This is a genomic window from Sorangiineae bacterium MSr11367 (genome assembly GCA_037157805.1).
GTDB classification, from domain to species: Bacteria; Myxococcota_A; Polyangia; order Polyangiales; family Polyangiaceae; genus Pendulispora; species Pendulispora rubella.
This window is the reverse complement of the sequence record CP089983.1, coordinates 6,559,328-6,576,578: the sequence shown is the minus strand read 5'-3', so window position 1 is coordinate 6,576,578 and position 17,251 is coordinate 6,559,328. Positions and strand designations below refer to the sequence as shown.

Annotated in this window: 13 protein-coding genes; 2 read left to right on the top strand and 11 right to left on the bottom strand. The window is 63.5% G+C overall.

What is annotated here, in order from left to right:
- Positions 1-49: 49 nt before the first annotated feature.
- The 8 genes from LVJ94_25210 to LVJ94_25175 form a co-directional block, all read right to left on the bottom strand.
- Positions 50-2,266, bottom strand: a complete 2,217-nt coding sequence (locus LVJ94_25210; protein ID WXB10512.1) for a discoidin domain-containing protein — start codon at positions 2,264-2,266, stop codon at positions 50-52.
- A gap of 194 nt (positions 2,267-2,460) precedes the next feature.
- Positions 2,461-4,185 carry an FAD-dependent oxidoreductase gene (locus tag LVJ94_25205; GenBank protein ID WXB10511.1) on the bottom strand — a complete coding sequence of 575 codons (1,725 nt, stop codon included), beginning with the start codon at positions 4,183-4,185 and terminating at the stop codon, positions 2,461-2,463.
- A gap of 317 nt (positions 4,186-4,502) precedes the next feature.
- The gene (locus tag LVJ94_25200) at positions 4,503-5,207 is read right to left on the bottom strand and encodes an ABC transporter ATP-binding protein (GenBank protein ID WXB10753.1); all 705 of its coding nucleotides are present in this window, start codon (positions 5,205-5,207) and stop codon (positions 4,503-4,505) included.
- A gap of 62 nt (positions 5,208-5,269) precedes the next feature.
- On the bottom strand, positions 5,270-6,100 hold the full coding sequence (locus tag LVJ94_25195) for an ABC transporter ATP-binding protein (protein WXB10752.1): 831 nt from the start codon (positions 6,098-6,100) through the stop codon (positions 5,270-5,272).
- An 83-nt stretch (positions 6,101-6,183) separates the two neighbouring features.
- Positions 6,184-7,176, bottom strand: a complete 993-nt coding sequence (locus LVJ94_25190) for a branched-chain amino acid ABC transporter permease (GenBank protein WXB10510.1) — start codon at positions 7,174-7,176, stop codon at positions 6,184-6,186.
- Positions 7,177-7,178: 2 nt separating this feature from the next.
- Positions 7,179-8,108 (bottom strand): branched-chain amino acid ABC transporter permease, encoded by a 930-nt coding sequence (locus LVJ94_25185; protein ID WXB10509.1) that lies wholly within the window; start codon positions 8,106-8,108, stop codon positions 7,179-7,181.
- Between the two features lie 103 nt (positions 8,109-8,211).
- Entirely contained in the window at positions 8,212-9,414 is a 1,203-nt protein-coding gene (locus LVJ94_25180) for an ABC transporter substrate-binding protein (protein WXB10508.1), read from the bottom strand.
- Positions 9,415-9,645: 231 nt separating this feature from the next.
- A complete protein-coding gene (locus LVJ94_25175) occupies positions 9,646-10,842 on the bottom strand; it encodes an ABC transporter substrate-binding protein (GenBank protein WXB10507.1) in 1,197 nt (398 codons plus the stop codon).
- Positions 10,843-11,370: 528 nt separating this feature from the next.
- Here LVJ94_25175 and LVJ94_25170 point away from each other — a divergent pair.
- Positions 11,371-12,939 carry a porin gene (locus tag LVJ94_25170; GenBank protein WXB10506.1) on the top strand — a complete coding sequence of 523 codons (1,569 nt, stop codon included), beginning with the start codon at positions 11,371-11,373 and terminating at the stop codon, positions 12,937-12,939.
- Positions 12,940-13,149: 210 nt separating this feature from the next.
- Here LVJ94_25170 and LVJ94_25165 read toward each other — a convergent pair whose 3' ends face one another.
- A complete protein-coding gene (locus tag LVJ94_25165) occupies positions 13,150-13,968 on the bottom strand; it encodes an NRDE family protein (GenBank protein ID WXB10505.1) in 819 nt (272 codons plus the stop codon).
- Here LVJ94_25165 and LVJ94_25160 point away from each other — a divergent pair.
- Positions 13,940-14,755 (top strand): GNAT family N-acetyltransferase, encoded by an 816-nt coding sequence (locus tag LVJ94_25160; protein WXB10504.1) that lies wholly within the window; start codon positions 13,940-13,942, stop codon positions 14,753-14,755. The genes LVJ94_25165 and LVJ94_25160 overlap by 29 nt on opposite strands.
- A 153-nt stretch (positions 14,756-14,908) precedes the next feature.
- On the opposite strand, the gene LVJ94_25155 is transcribed toward LVJ94_25160, so the two are convergent.
- Both LVJ94_25155 and LVJ94_25150 read right to left on the bottom strand, forming a co-directional pair.
- Positions 14,909-16,336 (bottom strand): ATP-binding protein, encoded by a 1,428-nt coding sequence (locus tag LVJ94_25155; protein ID WXB10503.1) that lies wholly within the window; start codon positions 16,334-16,336, stop codon positions 14,909-14,911.
- On the bottom strand, positions 16,333-17,085 hold the full coding sequence (locus LVJ94_25150; GenBank protein WXB10502.1) for a response regulator transcription factor: 753 nt from the start codon (positions 17,083-17,085) through the stop codon (positions 16,333-16,335). The genes LVJ94_25155 and LVJ94_25150 overlap by 4 nt, the downstream gene beginning before the upstream one ends.
- Between the last annotated feature and the right edge of the window lie 166 nt (positions 17,086-17,251).

The window sequence follows — 17,251 nt, the reverse complement described above, 5'->3', positions numbered from 1 at the left end:
ACGACCGCGATCAAAATCAAGGAACCTTTCCGTCTCCCCGTGATTCTGCTCAGCGCGCGTACGCTTCGAGTTCGGAGAGTTGGCCGGCGGGCCATCCTGTGTTGGCCGTGAACTCGAGGCGAAGGTAGCGGGAAGATGTTGCGGGGAAGGTGAGCGTCGCCGTGTTTCCGCTGGCGGGGTCGAAGACGACGCCGCGTGCGCCCAGGATCGGCGCGAAGCTCGTGCCGTCGGTGCTGACGAGGGCGGAAAGGGTCTGCGTCCTCGAGGTCCATGTGCTGGGAAGGCCGAGAACGATCCGGCTCACGGATTCTGGCGCACCGAGATCGACGGTCAGCGTTTGCGGAAACGCGTTGTTCGTGCTTTCCCAGTACGTGCCGAAGTCGCCGTCGTTCGCGTTCGACGGCGGGAAGCCTGCGACGGCGCTGCTGGCCTCCACGGGCTTGCCTCGCGCGAGGTTGACCGGGCCGTCATGGTAAACGGGCGTGGGCCACGCGCCGCAGTAGGTGGAGCTCCAGCCTGAGTTGCCCCCTCCGTCGGCGATGGAAAAGGCGCCCGCGCCCTGGCAATCGTAGACGCCCGCGTGTCCGACCCCGGTGGCCACCACGTTGGAGAAGGAGGCCGACCCGGGGGCTTGGACCTGCACGGCGAAGGTGCCCGCGCCGTCGATGCGCACGTTGCGGAAGTGGACGTTGGTCACCCGCTTGTCGAGAAACTGGATGGCCTCGTAGCTGTTGTCGATCAAATCGGTGTCGCTGACGTCGATGGTGCCGCTCATTTCCGAGTCGCGCCCGTCGAACCACAGCGCACCGATGCCGAAATGAAGATTGGAATCGAGCACACCCGTACGAAGCGCCGTATTTCGTGCCAGCGTGGTGGTCCCGCTGAGTGGCACCGCAGAAAAGCGGTTGGCCACGTAGATGGCGCCGCCGGCGTCCTGTGACTCGGCCAGCACGTTGTCGGTGGCGTTGTTGTCGTAGCCGCCATAAATGCCGATGCCATTGGCCAAGATCGGCGCGACCACTGTGTTGTGCGAGAACGTATTGTCGTGGTTGGCCAAAGGTTCGGACCACATGGCCAGGCCATCGTCACCGGTGTTCCGCACGAAGTTGTCGCTCACCGTGACGTGGCTGATGCCGCGGTGCAGATTGAGCCCGTCGGCGGTCTGGTCGTAGATGCGGTTGTTGCGGACGCTCAGCCCGTCGAAGGGGCCATCGAGCCAAATGCCCACCTTGGTGTGCTGAATCCACAGCCCGGCGATCTCCGAGCCTCCGCCCATCGCACCGCCGATGCCGTTGACCTGATCGCAGTCGAGGCGCCGATCGACCTGGCCGATGATGGCAAAGTCGTACAGCTTGACGTTGCTGCTCGCGCCCGACGTACCTCCCGTGCCGCAGCTGTCGGGTTCTCCCTTGCCGTATAGACCGACGCGGGCACCGCGCAGCTCCGTGTACCAATGGCCCGCACCGCGAATGGTGATCCGATCGACCGTGACGTGGCGGCCCACGAGGAACGTGCCCTGCGGGACCCACACCTCTTTGCCTTGGTTGCGCGCGGAGGCGATGGCCGCATCGAAGGCGTCGGAATCGTCCGCGGTGTCGTTCGGGGTCGCGCCGAAATCCGTCACGGAAAGGGCATTGGCGGGCATCGCCGCCGGTGTCGGGACCAGCTCGAAGTCCGCCAGGTCGATCGTGTACGACGGTGCGTTATTTCCCGGGCCGATCTGCAGGCGAACCTTGGTTCCCGGCGGCAGCGTGCTTGGCAAGAGTGCACGCGCTTCTTCGTAGAAATGATGCGCATTTCCCTCGTTTGGATGATTGGTATAAGGGAACGCGCCGTAATACCAACTGTAGCGGGACGTTAGCGCGAGGTCGCGAAGCTTCGTTCCATCGGCGTAGAGGCTGAGCGTTGCATCGATGCCCGAGCCGTCGGATGAATCCGGGAGGCTGTAGCGGACGGCGATGGCATTGGCCGGCTCGGTGAGCGTGAACTCGACGTATTGTCCTTGCCCCGACAGGGTGACCGCGCGCCGTCCCGAGGCTTCCGCGGCAAGCGTGCCGCGCGTGCGGTCCTTGGCCAACGCGGTGCCATTGGTCACCGCGTCCTCGGCCTCTTGCTCGATGAACGAGACGCGCGCCCCACGCCCCGGGACGCTGAGCGCCGACAGCGCCGGCGGCTCGCGCCCTCCCTCGCTTGCATCGCCCCCCACACACGCCGCGGCACAGAGCAGGCTCGCACCGCCGATCCGTCGACAGAACCCGAAGAACATGGCTGACGCTCCTTTCGGTTCGCCCAAACGAAGGCTCGTCAAGTTATGAACGGATCAACGCAAGAAACAAATTGATTTATGAAATAAATAAACTAATCCAAGATACGTCGGATGATGCGGCGCGCAAAAATCGTGAATGGGACGCGCGCTGCGCGGCAATTGAGCCGGCGCCCAACGGAGTCGGGGAACACGCTTCAGGCGAGGCCGTGGGGGCCCATGGCATCAGGGTGGCGCTCGCGAAGAAGATTCATGAAGTAAGCATTGAGCACCGGGAAGCTCGTCACCATCGCGCGAAAGTCGCTGCGCGACATGACCAGCAAATCGACCTCACCGAGCGCGCACACCGTTGCCGCGCGCGGCTTGTCCTCGAGGAGTGCGCGTTCGCCGAAGACTTCACCCGTGCCGAGCCTGGCCACGAGCGTGCTACCGGCGAGCACCTCCACGCTTCCTTTTAGGATGATGTAAAACTCGCGTCCGAGTTGTCCTTTCCGCACGATGGCTTCACCGGGCTCGTAGTGATGAACGTTGAGGCGACGCGGCCGAAACCCGTCCATCTGGGTGATGTCTCGCGGAAAAAATAGATCGAGCGTCCAATCCAGCGCGACGCGCAGGCGGCGCACGAAACCGGGAAGCTTGAAGAGGTAGATCGTTCTCCACATGAACCACGCGACGAAGCCCGTCAGCTCGATTCCGAGCACCTGGGCGACGGCGCTCCTCTGGCCCAGCGACGCGAGCACGCCGAGTGCTTTGAAGGCAAAGGTGACCATCGGCTTTCGATCGATCGTCGCGAGGATGTTTCGCGCGCAGGCCTTGGCCTCGCGGACGGCGAATTGGGCCGTGGGCGGGCAGAAGCCCTTCCCCGTTGGACTCGGGACCCCGGCGCAGTCGCCGACCGCCCAATATCCTGGCTTACCGAGGCATTGAAGCATGCCGTCCGTCTCGAAGACACCGATCTCGCGCCCGTTCAACTTGGCCTCGGTGAACCCGCCCTCGAGGATGGTCCGTTTCACGATGGGGTTGGGCGCGTTTCCCACCGTGCAGATGAACGTTCGCGTGGGGATGACACGGTCATCTGTAAGATACACGTTCTCGCGCGAAGCCGCTCGCACCTGGGTACCGAGCACCATTTCGACGCCGCGCTTCTCCAGGATCTTCCGGGCGGCCATTCCCAAGCCTTCCGGCATCTCGGGGAGAAGCCGAGTCTGCGAATGGATCAATTGGAAGCGGACTTCCTTCTTGTCGATTCGTGGAAAGTACTTCAACGATCGCTCCACGAGCTCGTGGAGCTCGCCGATGGTTTCGACTCCGCTGAAGCCTCCTCCCGCGACGACGAAGGTGAGGAGCGCCCGCTTTCGCTCGGGAATCAGCTCGATATCGGCGAGCTCCAGGCAGCGCACGACGTGGTTGCGCAGCCGGAACGCATCGGAAAGATCCTTCATGGCAAGCGCGTGCTCGGCGACGCCAGGCATTCTCTCGAAGCTCGTGACCTTGCCCAGGCAGAAGACCAGATGATCGTATTGGACGCCGACGAGCTCGAGCCCTTCGCCTTGCGAGACGACGACGCATTTGCGCTGCAGATCCACGCTGCGAATTTCGCAGCAGCGAAAGCGCACTCCCGGCACCAACTCGCGGATGGGGTTGACCACATGGGTCGCCGCGATGCCGCCTGCCGCCACCTCGGGGAGGAGCGGTTGAAATACGAAATAGTTCTCTTCGCTGAGCAGCTCGACCTCGACGTCTTTTCGATGGCCGAGCATCGACGTCAGGTACTTCGCCGTATGAACGCCAGCAAAGCCTCCGCCCAGAATGACGACGCGTGTCGGCCCATTCGGGAGCCGCAGCGTCGCTCCCTTCGCCAGGGCAAGCTCTCGGCTCGCCGCACGCAACTGTTCCAATTCGTGCTGATCGAATTTCGTCATCCAGGTTTGCTCCCCCGGGCGACACCTCGACCGTCTTTCACCAGGCGCAGCCGAAATGTGCGCGGCGAAGGGCGAGCGGCCCGGTCTTTCCTGGACATACGCTGACGCGCGCTCCGGGTTTCGAGAAAGAAACCGCCGAAGCAGAATCAACCGAACCGAGCGCGACACTGGAACGGCTAGAGAGAATTCACAGGAAGACGGGAAGGCAGGAAGGGTTTTTGGGTTTTGCCCACAGTCGTCTCCATCCAGACGACTGTTGCCAAAACAACAAAAACTTCCCGCCTTCCCGCCTTCCCGTTCAATCCAATCTGGGAGCGTTACTCGCCGAGATACGCTTTGCGCACTTCGGGGGACTTCAGCAGCTCTTGGCCCGTGCCGGACATGACCACTTCGCCGGTCTCGAGCACGTAGGCGCGTGATGCGAGCTGCAGTGCCTTGTGGGCGTTTTGCTCGACCAAGAGCAGCGCGACGCCGGCTTGCGACACGTCGCGGAGCACGCTGAAAATCTTGTCCACGACTTGCGGCGCGAGGCCGAGGGACGGCTCGTCGAGGAGCAAAAGCTTGGGGCGCGACATCAGCGCGCGGGCGACCGCGAGCATCTGCTGCTCACCGCCGGACAGCGTGCCGGAGACCTGCTTCTCGCGCTCTTTCAGAATGGGGAACAAGGAGAACATCTTGTCCATGTCCTTCTGAATCTCGGCGCTGTCGTTGCGCAGGAAGGCGCCCAGGTCCAAGTTCTCGCGCACCGTCAGGTTCAGGAAGATGCCGCGGCCCTCGGGGGCGTGCGCCATACCGCGCGCCACGACCTCGTGGGCCTGGATGCGCGTGATCTCTTCGCCGCGGAACTTCACCGTGCCCGCCGCGGGGCGGAGCATGCGCGAAACGGCGCGCAACGTCGTCGTTTTTCCTGCGCCGTTGCTGCCGATGAGGGCAACCACCTGGCCTTCGGGGACCTCCAAGGAAATTCCCCGCAGTGCCTCGATGGCGCCGTAGTTCACCTTCAGGTCTTTGACGGAGAGGATCGTCTTCGACGTGGAAGTCGCCGCGCCCTTGTCGTTGCGGTAAGGCTCGGAATTCGTCGCGGTCACGGCTGCACCTCGTTCACGGATTCGGTCGACGGAGGCTCGCCCGGCAGCAGCGATTCGCCCGAGTGGGCCGGAATCGCAATGTGCTGCTCTTCCAGGTACGAGTCACCCAGGTACGCCTCGATGACCTTCGGATTCTTGCGGACCAACTCCGGCTTGCCGCGCGCGATGGTCACGCCATGGTCGAGCACCACGAGGCGCTCGGAGATGCCCATGACGAGCTTCATGTCGTGCTCGATCACGAGGATGGCCAACTTGAAGTCGTCGCGGAGCTTGCGAATCAGCTCCATCAGCGCGACTTTTTCCGCGCCGTTCATACCGGCGGCCGGCTCGTCCAAGCACAGGACCTTCGGCCCCGTGGCCAGCGCGCGCGCAATCTCCAGGCGGCGCTGCTCGCCGTAGGGCAGGTTCTTCGCGCGCTCATCGCGGAAACGCTCGAGGCCCATGACCTCGAGGAATTCCATGGACCGCTTGGTGATGCGCTCCTCGTCGACCAAGTACCCCTTGGACTGGAAGAACGCCGCGACGAACCCCGCCTTTCGTCCCGCGTGGCATGCGACCTTCACGTTGTCCAGCGCCGTGAGCTCTTTGAAGAGGCGGATGTTCTGGAACGTGCGCGCGATGCCACGCCCGCTGATCTGGTGAGGCCGCAGCCCGTTCACGCGGGTGCCGCAGATCTTCACGTCGCCCGAGGTGGGGGTGTACACGCCGGTGATGGCGTTGAAGGCCGTGGTCTTGCCCGCGCCGTTCGGCCCGATGAGACCGACCAGCTCCCCCGGCTCCAAGGTCAGGTTGAACTCGGACAGCGCCTTGAGGCCGCCGAACTGCATCGTGACGTTCTTGGCCTCGAGGCAGGTATCGCCCCAACCACGCTTCGTGGACTCGTCTTGATGAGAGGAGTTGACCGCGACGCTCATGAACTCACCTTCTTGCGGAGCTTCGGAATCATATCCCAGATTTCGCGCGTCCCGAAGATGCCGGTGGGGCGCGTGAGCATCAAGGCGATGAGAAGGACCGAGTACATGACCATGCGATACTGCTGCACGTCGCGCAGTCCTTCCAGTGCGAAGCTCAGAACCAGCGCCGCCACGACCGACCCGGTGACCGAGCCCATGCCGCCGAGCACCACCATCACGACGACCTCGATCGACTTGATGAACGTGAAGCTACGCGGCGTGCAGAGCTGGATCTGATGCACCAACAGCGCGCCCGCCAGACCGGCGAAAGCCGACGAGATGACGAAGGCGCGAACCTTGTAACCGGTGGTGTCGACGCCCATGGCCTCGGCCGCCACTTCGTCCTCGCGGATGGCGAGCAGCGCGCGCCCGTGCGTCGAACCGAGCAGCCGTTTCGCCATCGCGATGGTCACGATGACCGCGATGCCGACCCACAGGATGTTGGTGCGCTTCGGAAGGCCCGAGATGCCCGTGGCCTGCCCGAGAAACTCCGTGTTCTCGATGAGCACGCGGATGATCTCGTTGAAGCCCAACGTCACGATGGCCAGGTAGTCACCGCGCAACCGCAGCGACGGCATGCCCACCAGGAGCCCCATGAGGGCCGCCATGGCCATGCCCGCAACCATCGCGAACAAGAAGATGAGTTGGTCCGAGACGGCGGTGGGGATCCCCACGATCTCCAGCGAGTTCGTGGCCACCGTGATCTTCGCCGCGGTGTACGCACCGACGGCCATGAAGCCGGCGTGGCCGATGGAGAACTGGCCGGTGAAGCCATTCACCACGTTCAGCGAGACGGCGAGGATGACGTTGATGCCCGCCATCATCAGGATGACCGCCATCGCGGTCTCGGTCCCGCCGGGGCCGCCCACGGCGCCCTGGAAGATCCAGAGGATCGGAATGCCGATGAGAAGAGGAACGGCCGAGCGGAGAATGATTTTCGGAAGATCCACCGCTACACCTTCTCCGCGCGCACGCGCCCGAAAAGACCTTCCGGTCGCCAAAGAAGAACGATGATGAGCAGCGCGAAGGCGATTCCGTCGCGGTACGAGGAGAGCAGGTAGCCCGCCACGTACTCCTCGGAGAGCCCGAGGATCAAGCCGCCGACCATGGCGCCTTGCACGTTACCGATGCCCCCGAACACTGCGGCGACGAACGCCTTGATGCCGGGCAAGAGTCCGAGGAGCGGGTTGATGCTGGGGCGCGAACCCGCCACCAGGATGGCCGCCGCCGCTGCCAGGCCGCTGCCCAGCGCGAAGGTCCAAACGATGACGCGGTTGACGTTGATGCCCATGAGGCCCGCAACGCTCGCATCGAACGACACCGCGCGCATCGCCGTGCCGAACTTGGTTCGGTAGACGATGTATTGCAGCGCGAGCATGAAGCCCACAGCGACGACCAACGACACGATGTCGTAGTTGCTGATGTGCACCCCGAACGGCTCGAAGTCGACGCGCGCGAACGGCTCCGGGAAGAAGCGCGGCGTGGGGCCGGGGGGGAAGGGGACCTCGCCGTCGATGACCGGCGGAAGCTGAAAGCCGTACTCCAGCAAAAAGGACACGCCGATGGCGGTGATGAGCGCGGTGAGGCGCGCACGCTGCCGCAGGGGGCGGTACGCGAATCGCTCGATGGCCACACCCAGCGCGGCACAGATCACAATCGCGCCGATGAAGACGACGCCCGCTTTGGCGAGCGATGGCTCCTGATCGACCCCGAGGCCGCGCGAGATGTACAAGCCGGCGAAGGCGCCCACCATGTACACGTCGCCGTGGGCGAAGTTAATGAGCTTGAGGACACCGTAAACCATCGTATAGCCGAGTGCGATGAGGGCGTAGATCGTCCCTACCGAGAGGCCGTTCACGAGGTGCTGGAGAAATTCGGTCATACGTAGACACCCCGGAGAGTGGAATAGGGTGATTGGAAAAAATCGCTCCCGCTCTTTTTGTTGCGATTCGCGAGAGAGCGGGAGCGGGTAAGCAATTTACATATTACGGACTGATTGTCGCCGCGTATTTCGGAGCATTCTTCTCGATGCCGATGACGACAGCCGGCTTGTCGGCGTTGTGATCCTTGTTGAGCGTGATCTTGCCGCTCACACCCGGGAAATCTTTGGTCTTCTCGACTTCCTCGCGGATGGCCGGGCCAGTCAGCTCCTTGGCCGTCTCCATGGCGTGGAACGCCACGTTGGCGGCGTCATAACCGAGCACGGCGTGCGCGTCGGGCACGCTGTTGTAGGTGGCCTTGTACTTCGCGATGAAGTCCTTCACCTGCGGAGACGTGTCCTCGGGGCTGTAGTGGTTCGAGAAGAACGAACCGTCGAGCGCGCCTTTGGAGATCTCGTAAAGCTTCTCCGAGTCCCACCCGTCGCCGCCCATCAAGGGAACCTTGATGCCCAGCTCCTTGGCCTGACGCGCAATCAGCGCCACGTCCGTGTAGTAACCGGGGACGTAGAACGCCTCGGCACCCTTGGACTTGAGTTTCGTCAATTGCGCTTTGAAGTCCTGATCGCCGGCTTTGTAGCTGACGTCGTCCACGATGTCGCCGCCGAGTTTCTTGAACGTTTCGGTGAAGAAGTTCGCAAGCCCCACCGAGTAGTCGTTTCCGACGTCACGGAGGATGGCGACCTTCTTCCACTTCTTGTTTTCCGCCGCGAACTTCGCCATCACCGTGCCCTGGAAGGGATCGATGAAGCAAACGCGGAAGACGAACGGGCGCGTCTTGTCGCCGTCCTTCGTGACCTTCGGGTTGGTCGACGAATTGGAAATCATCGGGATCTTGTTCGAGTCCGCGACGGGGCCCATCGCGATGGACCGACTCGACGAGACTTCTCCGAGGAAGGTGAGGACCTTGTCCTGCGTCACCAGGCGGGTGGCGGCCACGGCGGCCTCTTCCGGCTTCCCCTGGTCGTCGTAGGTCTTGAGGACGATCTTCTTTCCTTTGATGCCGTTCTTCTTGTTCTGCTCTTCGACGGCGAGCTTCATTCCGTTGTCGCTCGACTGGCCGAAGGTAGCCTCATTACCCGTCATTGATCCGACGTGACCGATCACGATCGTGTCACTGGCGGGCGCTGCTGATGTTTTGGTCTCAGCGGTCTGCGGCGCGGCTTTCTCGGGCTCCTTGTCCTTGCAGCCCGCGCCTGCCGCACCGCCGATCGCCAATAGAGCCATCACCAACGCACGTGCGTAGCGCATCGAAACCTCCGATATCGACCTGTGGGAAAATCGTTTTGGAACGCGCGTACTTTTCGCGTGAGGACGTCCCTTAGCACGCCCGCACCTTGTGTTGTCAACGGCGCGTTCCACAAACGAAACCACCATGTACGCTACACAACGCCGCGTATTTGAAGCACCGCCAGCCGATGAATCCGAGGGCGGTTTTATGACGCGCCTGCGTCACGACCTCCGCGGTCACGGCCCCCGCTGTTACGGATTGATCGTGGCAGCGTACTTCGCGGTGTTCTTCTCGATGCCGATGACGACCGACGACTTCACGGGGTTGTGGTCCGCGTCGAGCGAGATGCTGCCGCTGACTCCCTTGAAGTCCTTGGTTTTCTCGATTTCGTCGCGAACGGCTGGGCCAGTGATCTCCTTGGCCTTCTCGATGGCGGCGAGGGCGACATTGGCTGCGTCATAACCGAGAACGGCGAGCGCATCCGGAGTAGCTCCACCGTAGGCGGCCTTGTACTTCGTGATGAAGTCCTGAACCGTGGGGGACTTGTCCTCGGGGCTGTAATGGTTCGAGAAGTACGAACCATCGAGTGCGCCCTTGGCAATCTCGAACAACTTGGTCGAGTCCCAGCCGTCGCCGCCCATCAGCGGTTGCTTGAGGCCGAGTTCACGCGCCTGGCGCGCGAGGAGCGCGACGTCGGTGTAGTAGCCGGGGACATAAAGCGCGTCCGGGTTCTTGCCCTTGATCTTCGTGAGCTGGGCTTTGAAGTCCTGATCGCCGGCCTTGAAGCTGACGTCGTCGGTGATCTCGCCGCCGAGCTTCTTGAACGTCTCGGTGAAGAAGTTCGCGAGGCCCACGGAGTAGTCATTGCCCACGTCGCGCAGGATGGCGACCTTCTTGAACTTCTTGTTCTCCACGGCGAACTTCGCCATGACCGTTCCCTGGAACGGGTCGATGTAACAAACGCGGAACACGTAGGGGCGCGTCTTGTCGCCGTCCTTGGTGACCTTCGGGTTCGTCGACGCATTCGAGATCATCGGGATCTTGTTCGAGTCCGCGATGGGGGCCATCGCGATCGAGCGGCTCGACGCGACCTCTCCGAGGAACGTGATGACCTTGTCCTGCGTCACGAGCCTCGTCGCAGCGACGGCCGCTTCTTCCGGCTTACCCTGCGAGTCGTAGGTCTTCAAAACGACCTTCTTGCCCTTGATGCCGTTCTTCTTGTTGATCTCTTCGACCGCGAGCTTGATGCCATTGTCGCTGGATTGGCCGAAGGTCGCCTCGTTGCCCGTGAGTGACCCGACGTGACCGATCACGATCGTATCGCTCGTGGGCGCTGCTGAAACTTTGGTCTCGGCGGTCGGCGGCGCCGCCTTCTCGGGCTCCTTGTCCTTGCAACCCACCGCCCCGATCGCCAACACCGCCATCATCAACGCACGTGCGTAGCGCATCGCAACCTCCCATCCCCGTATTCTGAAAATTCGTTTGAAACGCCCAGTTTTACTGAAGACGCTTCTTTAGCACGGCCGTACCAGTTTCTGTCAACGGGCCTTCCCGCATTAGTTCGCACGTTTCTTCAAGTTTTCTTGGCTGTTTTCCTGTCCGTATGAACCATGACTGTACCAGCACACGGGAGGTCGGCTGTGCAGGTACAGGCGCTGGTATAGCCGTCGCATTGCTAACGCGTGATCGCATCCTTCCAGGAGGGGTCAGAGCGAAAGTTGCTTCGCAGTTCGTTATCGAATTGGCGGCGTAGTGCGTTATTCGCGCCCACGTGCACCGTGGTACGGCGCGTCGAGAAGGCACGTTTTCAAAATTCCTGATTCAAAGGTTGCGCTTTCCCGTGGTAAGAGCGCTTGCCGGCATCGTGTGCCTTGGTCTGCTGTTTCATTCGGCTGCCGCCGGAGTGTCTTCGAATTTGGAGGGCCGCCCGTGCCCCATTCTGCTGGGGGACGGGTTGCCTACAGGGAGAATCGCCTATGACCCGTCTCAAGTGGCTTCACCTTACTCAGCTCGTGGCTGCGATGACGACGGTTTCCGTCGCGGCTGCAGCCGCCGATGACCCGCCGGCTCCGTCCCCGTCCTCGTCTGACGGAAAACAAGTCGCCCAGACGACACCGCAACCGACACCCGAAGCTAATCCGGAACAGGTCCCGCCGCCGCCGGCCGCCCCGCCGGAAGCCACCCAGGCCGTACCGCCGCCGGCCGCCCCTCCGCCCACATCGGCGGCCCCCGCCGCCGCGGACGAGGAGAAGTTGCCGCCGGGCAGCTTCAAGGTCCCCGGGACCCAGACGGTCCTGACGTTGTCGGGCTACGCGCAGCTCGACGTGACGTTCGACGCAAAGGGTCGCGATCCTCAGGTCGAAGACAATGACTGGGCCGTCCACGCGGCCATCCACCCGCTCAACCAAAGTTACGAGACGCGGCAGAAATCAGGGCAGCTTTACCTGACCGCGCGCACGAGCCGGGTCGGCATCTCGACGATGACGAAGAGCGAAATCGCCGACATCGGGGCCAAGGTCGAAGGCGACTTCAACGCGGGCAACCTGCTCTCGGGGCAGACGTTCACCAACTCCGTGCTTTTCCGCCTTCGCCACGCATACGGCACCTTGAGCGGCAAGTACGGCACGTTCCTCTTCGGCCAGAGCTGGTCGACGATGCTCGATCTTCCGTCGTACGCGGAGACCGTGGATTTCAACGGTCCCGGATCCATCCCCCTGATTCGGCAGCCGCAAGTGCGTTACACGATTCCGATTGGCGATGCGGTGAGCTTGGCCGTCGCCGCGGAAAACGGACCGGGCACCGATCGAAACGGTGTGACCGATTCCACCGGCCCCACGCGCCGGATGCAGCAGATTCCGGATCTCATTGCCGTCCTCGGGTTCAAGGGCGACTGGGGTACGGCCTCCGTCGGCGGTGTGGCCTTGCAGTACAAGCAAGCCGGTTCTCCCGCCACGGGCGGCGCCACGCCGACGGCGGAGCGCGATGGCTACTCGAAGGAAGGGTGGGGCGTCCGTGCAGGCGCGGCCATCAACCTGCCGTGGGGTGACCGCTTCCGTGCGTACGGCGCGGGCGGCAACGGTATTGGTCGCTACATTTTCAACGCCGGACTGCAGGGCCAAGGTGCACGGCCCAATGCCGCGGACGACGACTGGCAGCTTTGGCAGGTCGTTGCGTACCACGTCAACTACACCCGCGTTTGGAGCCCGGTCGTTCGCTCCAACGTTGTGTGGAGCCAAACGTACATGAAGTGGAACGGCAGCCAGTCGCTCGCGGAAATCGGAGCACTGCCGTCGTTCGACGGGGCGACCGGTTATGTGAAGGATCCGGGCTTCAACAAGCGCCTCGACCAGCTGTTCATCAATACGTTCTTCACGCTGAACAAGCAGGTGGAGTTCGGCGTCGAGTACGCATTCTCGGAGCGCAATACGTTCGGCAACGACGATGCTCCGAACAGCTCGTGCGACGCGAACAGCCAGGGTGCTTGCGCCTCCCAGAAGGGCACGCAGCACCGCGTCACGGGAACGATGCACGTGAACTTCTTCTGATCCGCGCCTCCGTATAAGGCGCGCCGTTTCGGCGCCCCAGGTGTCATGACGACACTTCGGGCGCCGAATCCTTTTTGTGCGGACAACGTCGGTCGATGTGGTTGCGTTCACAGTAAACGTCGACGTCTGACGTCGACGTTGACGTCGCCGTCAACGACCACGTCAACGTAAGACGATCACGTCAACGTCAACGTTTTACGTCGATGAGGATCAGGGAGGAGCTACCTCGAAGCGGACGACGTTGGACGTGGTGACCTTGCCGTCGGCGTCGAGCGTGCGTTCCTCGAAGAAGATCGCACCGTCGCGAGCGACTGTGAGAACACTCGAGGTGCGGGAGCCATACGCCTCGCCCGTGATGAGCGGCGGCGAGAGGCGGCGTTCCCATTCGAGGCCCACGCCGGTGTCGGGCAGTTCGTCGTCGGGGGCGATGGCGGTGTCCGCGAGCATCGCGAAAAGGTGCACGGTGGGATCGGGGTCGCGGAGCGCGGATTCCATGGCGACGCGTGCCCGGCGCACTTTCGGCCATGGTTCGTCGAGCGTGTGGTTCGACAAGCCGTGAACACCCGGCGCGATGGCTCGCACGCGCGCCTCGCGGCTGCCGAGATAGAAGAGGCTCGTGCGGTCGCCGCCGATCAGGTTGAAGCCGTTGTACTGCGATGCCCGCCCGGCCAAGCGCGCGAAGAAGGCCTCGGGTGGATCGGTGTCGCGGAGAAAATCGGTGACGAGCTTGCCCCGCGACAGCGCGTTGTCGCGCGCATCGGAGGGATCGCGAAAATTGGTGACCGCGGCGAAGCGACCTTCGTGGGTGACGCCCATCCAGGTGCCACCGGCCTTTACGTCGCGGCCTGCGAGCAATCCGGGAACGTCGTGCCACCAGCCGAGAGGCTCGGTGGGCCTCGCACGCCATTCATCACGGTTGGCGGCTACGACGAGGGGAAAATCGGGGTGCGTTTGCCATGCGATGGCGATGAGGCACATGCTCCATGTATAGGGTACGTCGATGACGACGACGCAGGGACAGCTGTTCATGGATCGCTCGCTGGCACGCCGGCTCGAGCGCGCAGAGGGCGCCGCCAATGCGGCCATGGTCACGACGCGCGCGCGGCTCAACCCGGCATTGGGGGCGGCCTGGATCGAGGTGGACGGGACGTACGCGATGTTCGATGGCCCCGGCTCGCCCATGACGCAGTCGTTCGGCCTCGGCATTTTCGCCGAAGCGACGGATGCCGCGTTGGACCAGCTCGAGGCTTTTTTCCGCGGGCGCGCGGCCGAGGTGCACCACGAGACGAGCCCGCTGGCCGGCGCCGCGCTCTTCGCCAAGCTGGCAAACCGCGGCTATCGGCCCATCGAGGTGAGCACCGTGCTCGTGCAGCCGCTCCTCGAGCCCCGTGAGGCGAAGGCGGGACCGCGCGTGCGGATCGCGGTGGAGGCCGATCGCGAGCGCTGGATCGACACGGCCGTTGCAGGCTGGGCCGAGCAACCGCAGTACATCGACTTCATGCGCGACTTGACCAGTCTGACCTTCGCCAACCCCGATACGCTGAAGTTCATCGCCGAGGACGAGCACGGCGAGCCGATGGCCACGGGTGGCCTCGTTCTTCACGAAGGCGTGGCCCTTCTCGCCGGCGCCAGCACCGCCCCGAAGCACCGCTCCCGCGGCGCCCAAGGCGCACTTCTCGCCGCGCGCCTCGAGCACGCCCGCCGCGCCGGCTGCGATCTCGCCATGATGGCCACCGAGCCCGGAAGCGCCTCCCAGCGCAACGCCGAACGCAGCGCCTTCCGCGTCGCCTACTCACGCACGAAGTGGGCGCTCTAGAAGAATGATGATTGAACAGGAAGACGGGAAGGCGGGAAGTTTTTGGAGTTTTCAATGCGCTTACGGCGCCGACTGAAAACCAGAAAATCCTTCCCGTCTTCCCGTCTTCCTGTGAATTCTCTCTCCCCGTAGACACCGCGACTCGAGCGTCGGCTAGAGCTCGTCGCGCAGGACGATGAGGGGCTCCATGTGCGAGGGCAAGTCCACCCGGACAATGGTGCCCGCGCCCAGTTCCGAAGAGATGTGCAGCTTGCCGCCGTGGGCCTCGACGATGCCGCGGGCGATGGCCAGGCCCAGGCCGCGTCCACCGGTTTTGCGATCGCGGGAGGCGTCGGCCCGGTAAAAGAGCTCGCCCAGGTGGGCGAGGTGCTCGGCGGGAATGCCTTCGCCTTGGTCGCGCACCTCGATGCTCACGTGCTTGCTGCGGTCGCTGTGCACGGTGACGACGACGCCGCTGCCGCGGGGCGAGTGGCGCAGGGCGTTGCTCACCAGGTTGCGCACGACCTGCGCGAGCCGTTGGGCGTCGCCCAGCGCGAACGCGGGGCCATCGTGCTCCGCGTGCAAGGCCACACCGCGGCTCTCAGCCTCGTGCACGAAGGCCTCCACCTCCGCCAAGGCGATGGCCGAAAGATCGAGCCGCCGCGTCTCCATTTTCAAACCGTCGAAGTCGATCTGCGACATGATTCGCAGATCGTCGGTGAGGCCCTTCAGGGCGAGCGCACGCTCGTAGGCCGTGGCCACGTAGCGCTCGCGCGTCGAGGTGTCGACGTCTTCCTCCATGCAGAGCGACTCCAGGTAACCCATGACGCTGGTCAGCGGTGTGGCGATCTCGTGCGTCCACGCGGCGAAGCTGCGCCTGCGCAAGTCGCGTTCGCGGCGCAACTCGTCGATGTGCTTGGCCAGGTTGTCGGCCATGCGATTGAAGTCGTTGGCCAGCCGCCCGACTTCGTCGTCGCCGTACGACGGCAGCCGAATTCCCAGATCGCCGCTGGCCATGCGGTGCACGGCCTCCTCGGCATCGCGAAGCCCGAGGCGCAGACGGCGGCCGAGGACCAAGGTGGCCCCGACCCAGACGAAGCAGCTGGCCATGAAGCCTGCCGCAAGGGCCACGCCGATACCCAGCAGAATGTGGCTCGCTGCCCAGCGATCGAACATGCCCACGTATCGGATCGGCCCATCTTCCCGCATGCGCATGATGGCCACGTGTTCGAGTCCGATGATCGATGGTCCGGGAAAGACGGCCTTGTCGGGCACCGCCGCGCGCATCACCCGGGGCGGTAGTTGCTCGAGCACCGGGATGTCGCGGCGGCTGCGCGCGACGGCGCGGCCTTCGGGATCGTACAGCACGATGGCGAAGCCGGAGAACTCGCCAAACTCGGCGGCGAGGCGCTCGTCGGTGAGCAGCCCCGCCTCCGCGGACGTGCGGGTCAAACGCAGCCCGATACCGAGCACCCACTCGCGAATGAGCAGATCGCTCTGATGAAACACGGCGCCGACCGTCACGATGTACGCGGCGGTCGCCAGGAACATCACGATGAACACGACACGGGCTACCCGTCGTGAAAATCGTGCTTTCTTCACGCTTGTTTCTGCGACGCCGGCGGCGCGCTGGTGCCGAGCGCGTCGATCGAGAGAACGTAGCCCACGCCGGGAACGGTGCCGATCACCTCGGGCGCGAGACCGGCGCTGGCGAGCTTTCGGCGCACGCGTGTCACGTGGCTATCCACGGTGAGCGCGTAGCTCGAATCGGTGTAGCCCCACACGTCGGAGAGAAGTTGCTCGCGGCTCAGGACCTCGCCGGCGCGCCGTGCGAAGCAGATGAGCATATCGAACTCCATGGGCGTCAGATCCACCTGCCGCGAGCCGATCTGCGCGTGCCTCCCCGCGGGATCGAGGCGCATCGGGCCGAGGGTGAGGGCTTCGGCATCGTCCTCCGCGCGGAGCTTTTGCGAATCGTGATCGCGCCGCTCGAAGCGCAAAAGGGCCTTGATGCGTGCGAGCAGCTCGCGCACGCCGAACGGCTTGCGCACGTAGTCGTCTGCCCCGACCTTGTAGCCCAGAATGGCATCTTCCTCCGTGACCCGGGCCGTGAGCATCAACACGATCGGTTGCCGCCCTTGTTCGGCGCGTAGCGCACGACAGACATCGTAGCCATTCGCCCCCGGAATCATGACGTCCAATATCACCAGGTCTGCACGCTCCGCGCGATACAAGACAATTGCTTCGAGACCGTTTCCAACGATCCGCACCACGTGTCCAACTTTGCGCAAATGATCGGCAAGTAGAATGGCGATGGGAGCGTCGTCTTCCACAATCAGGATACGCGCCATTCTCAGATGGTAACCGCACGCGCATCGGGAAATCACGTCGGCCGCACAAATAACGATGACGATCACCCATATATGGAGCCAACGTGTTTTTAGCCCATCCTTGCAGTTTGCACATCTGTGTTGCGTCGAGTGCACCTTAGCCGGAAAGGGATGAAAGAGTGTAATC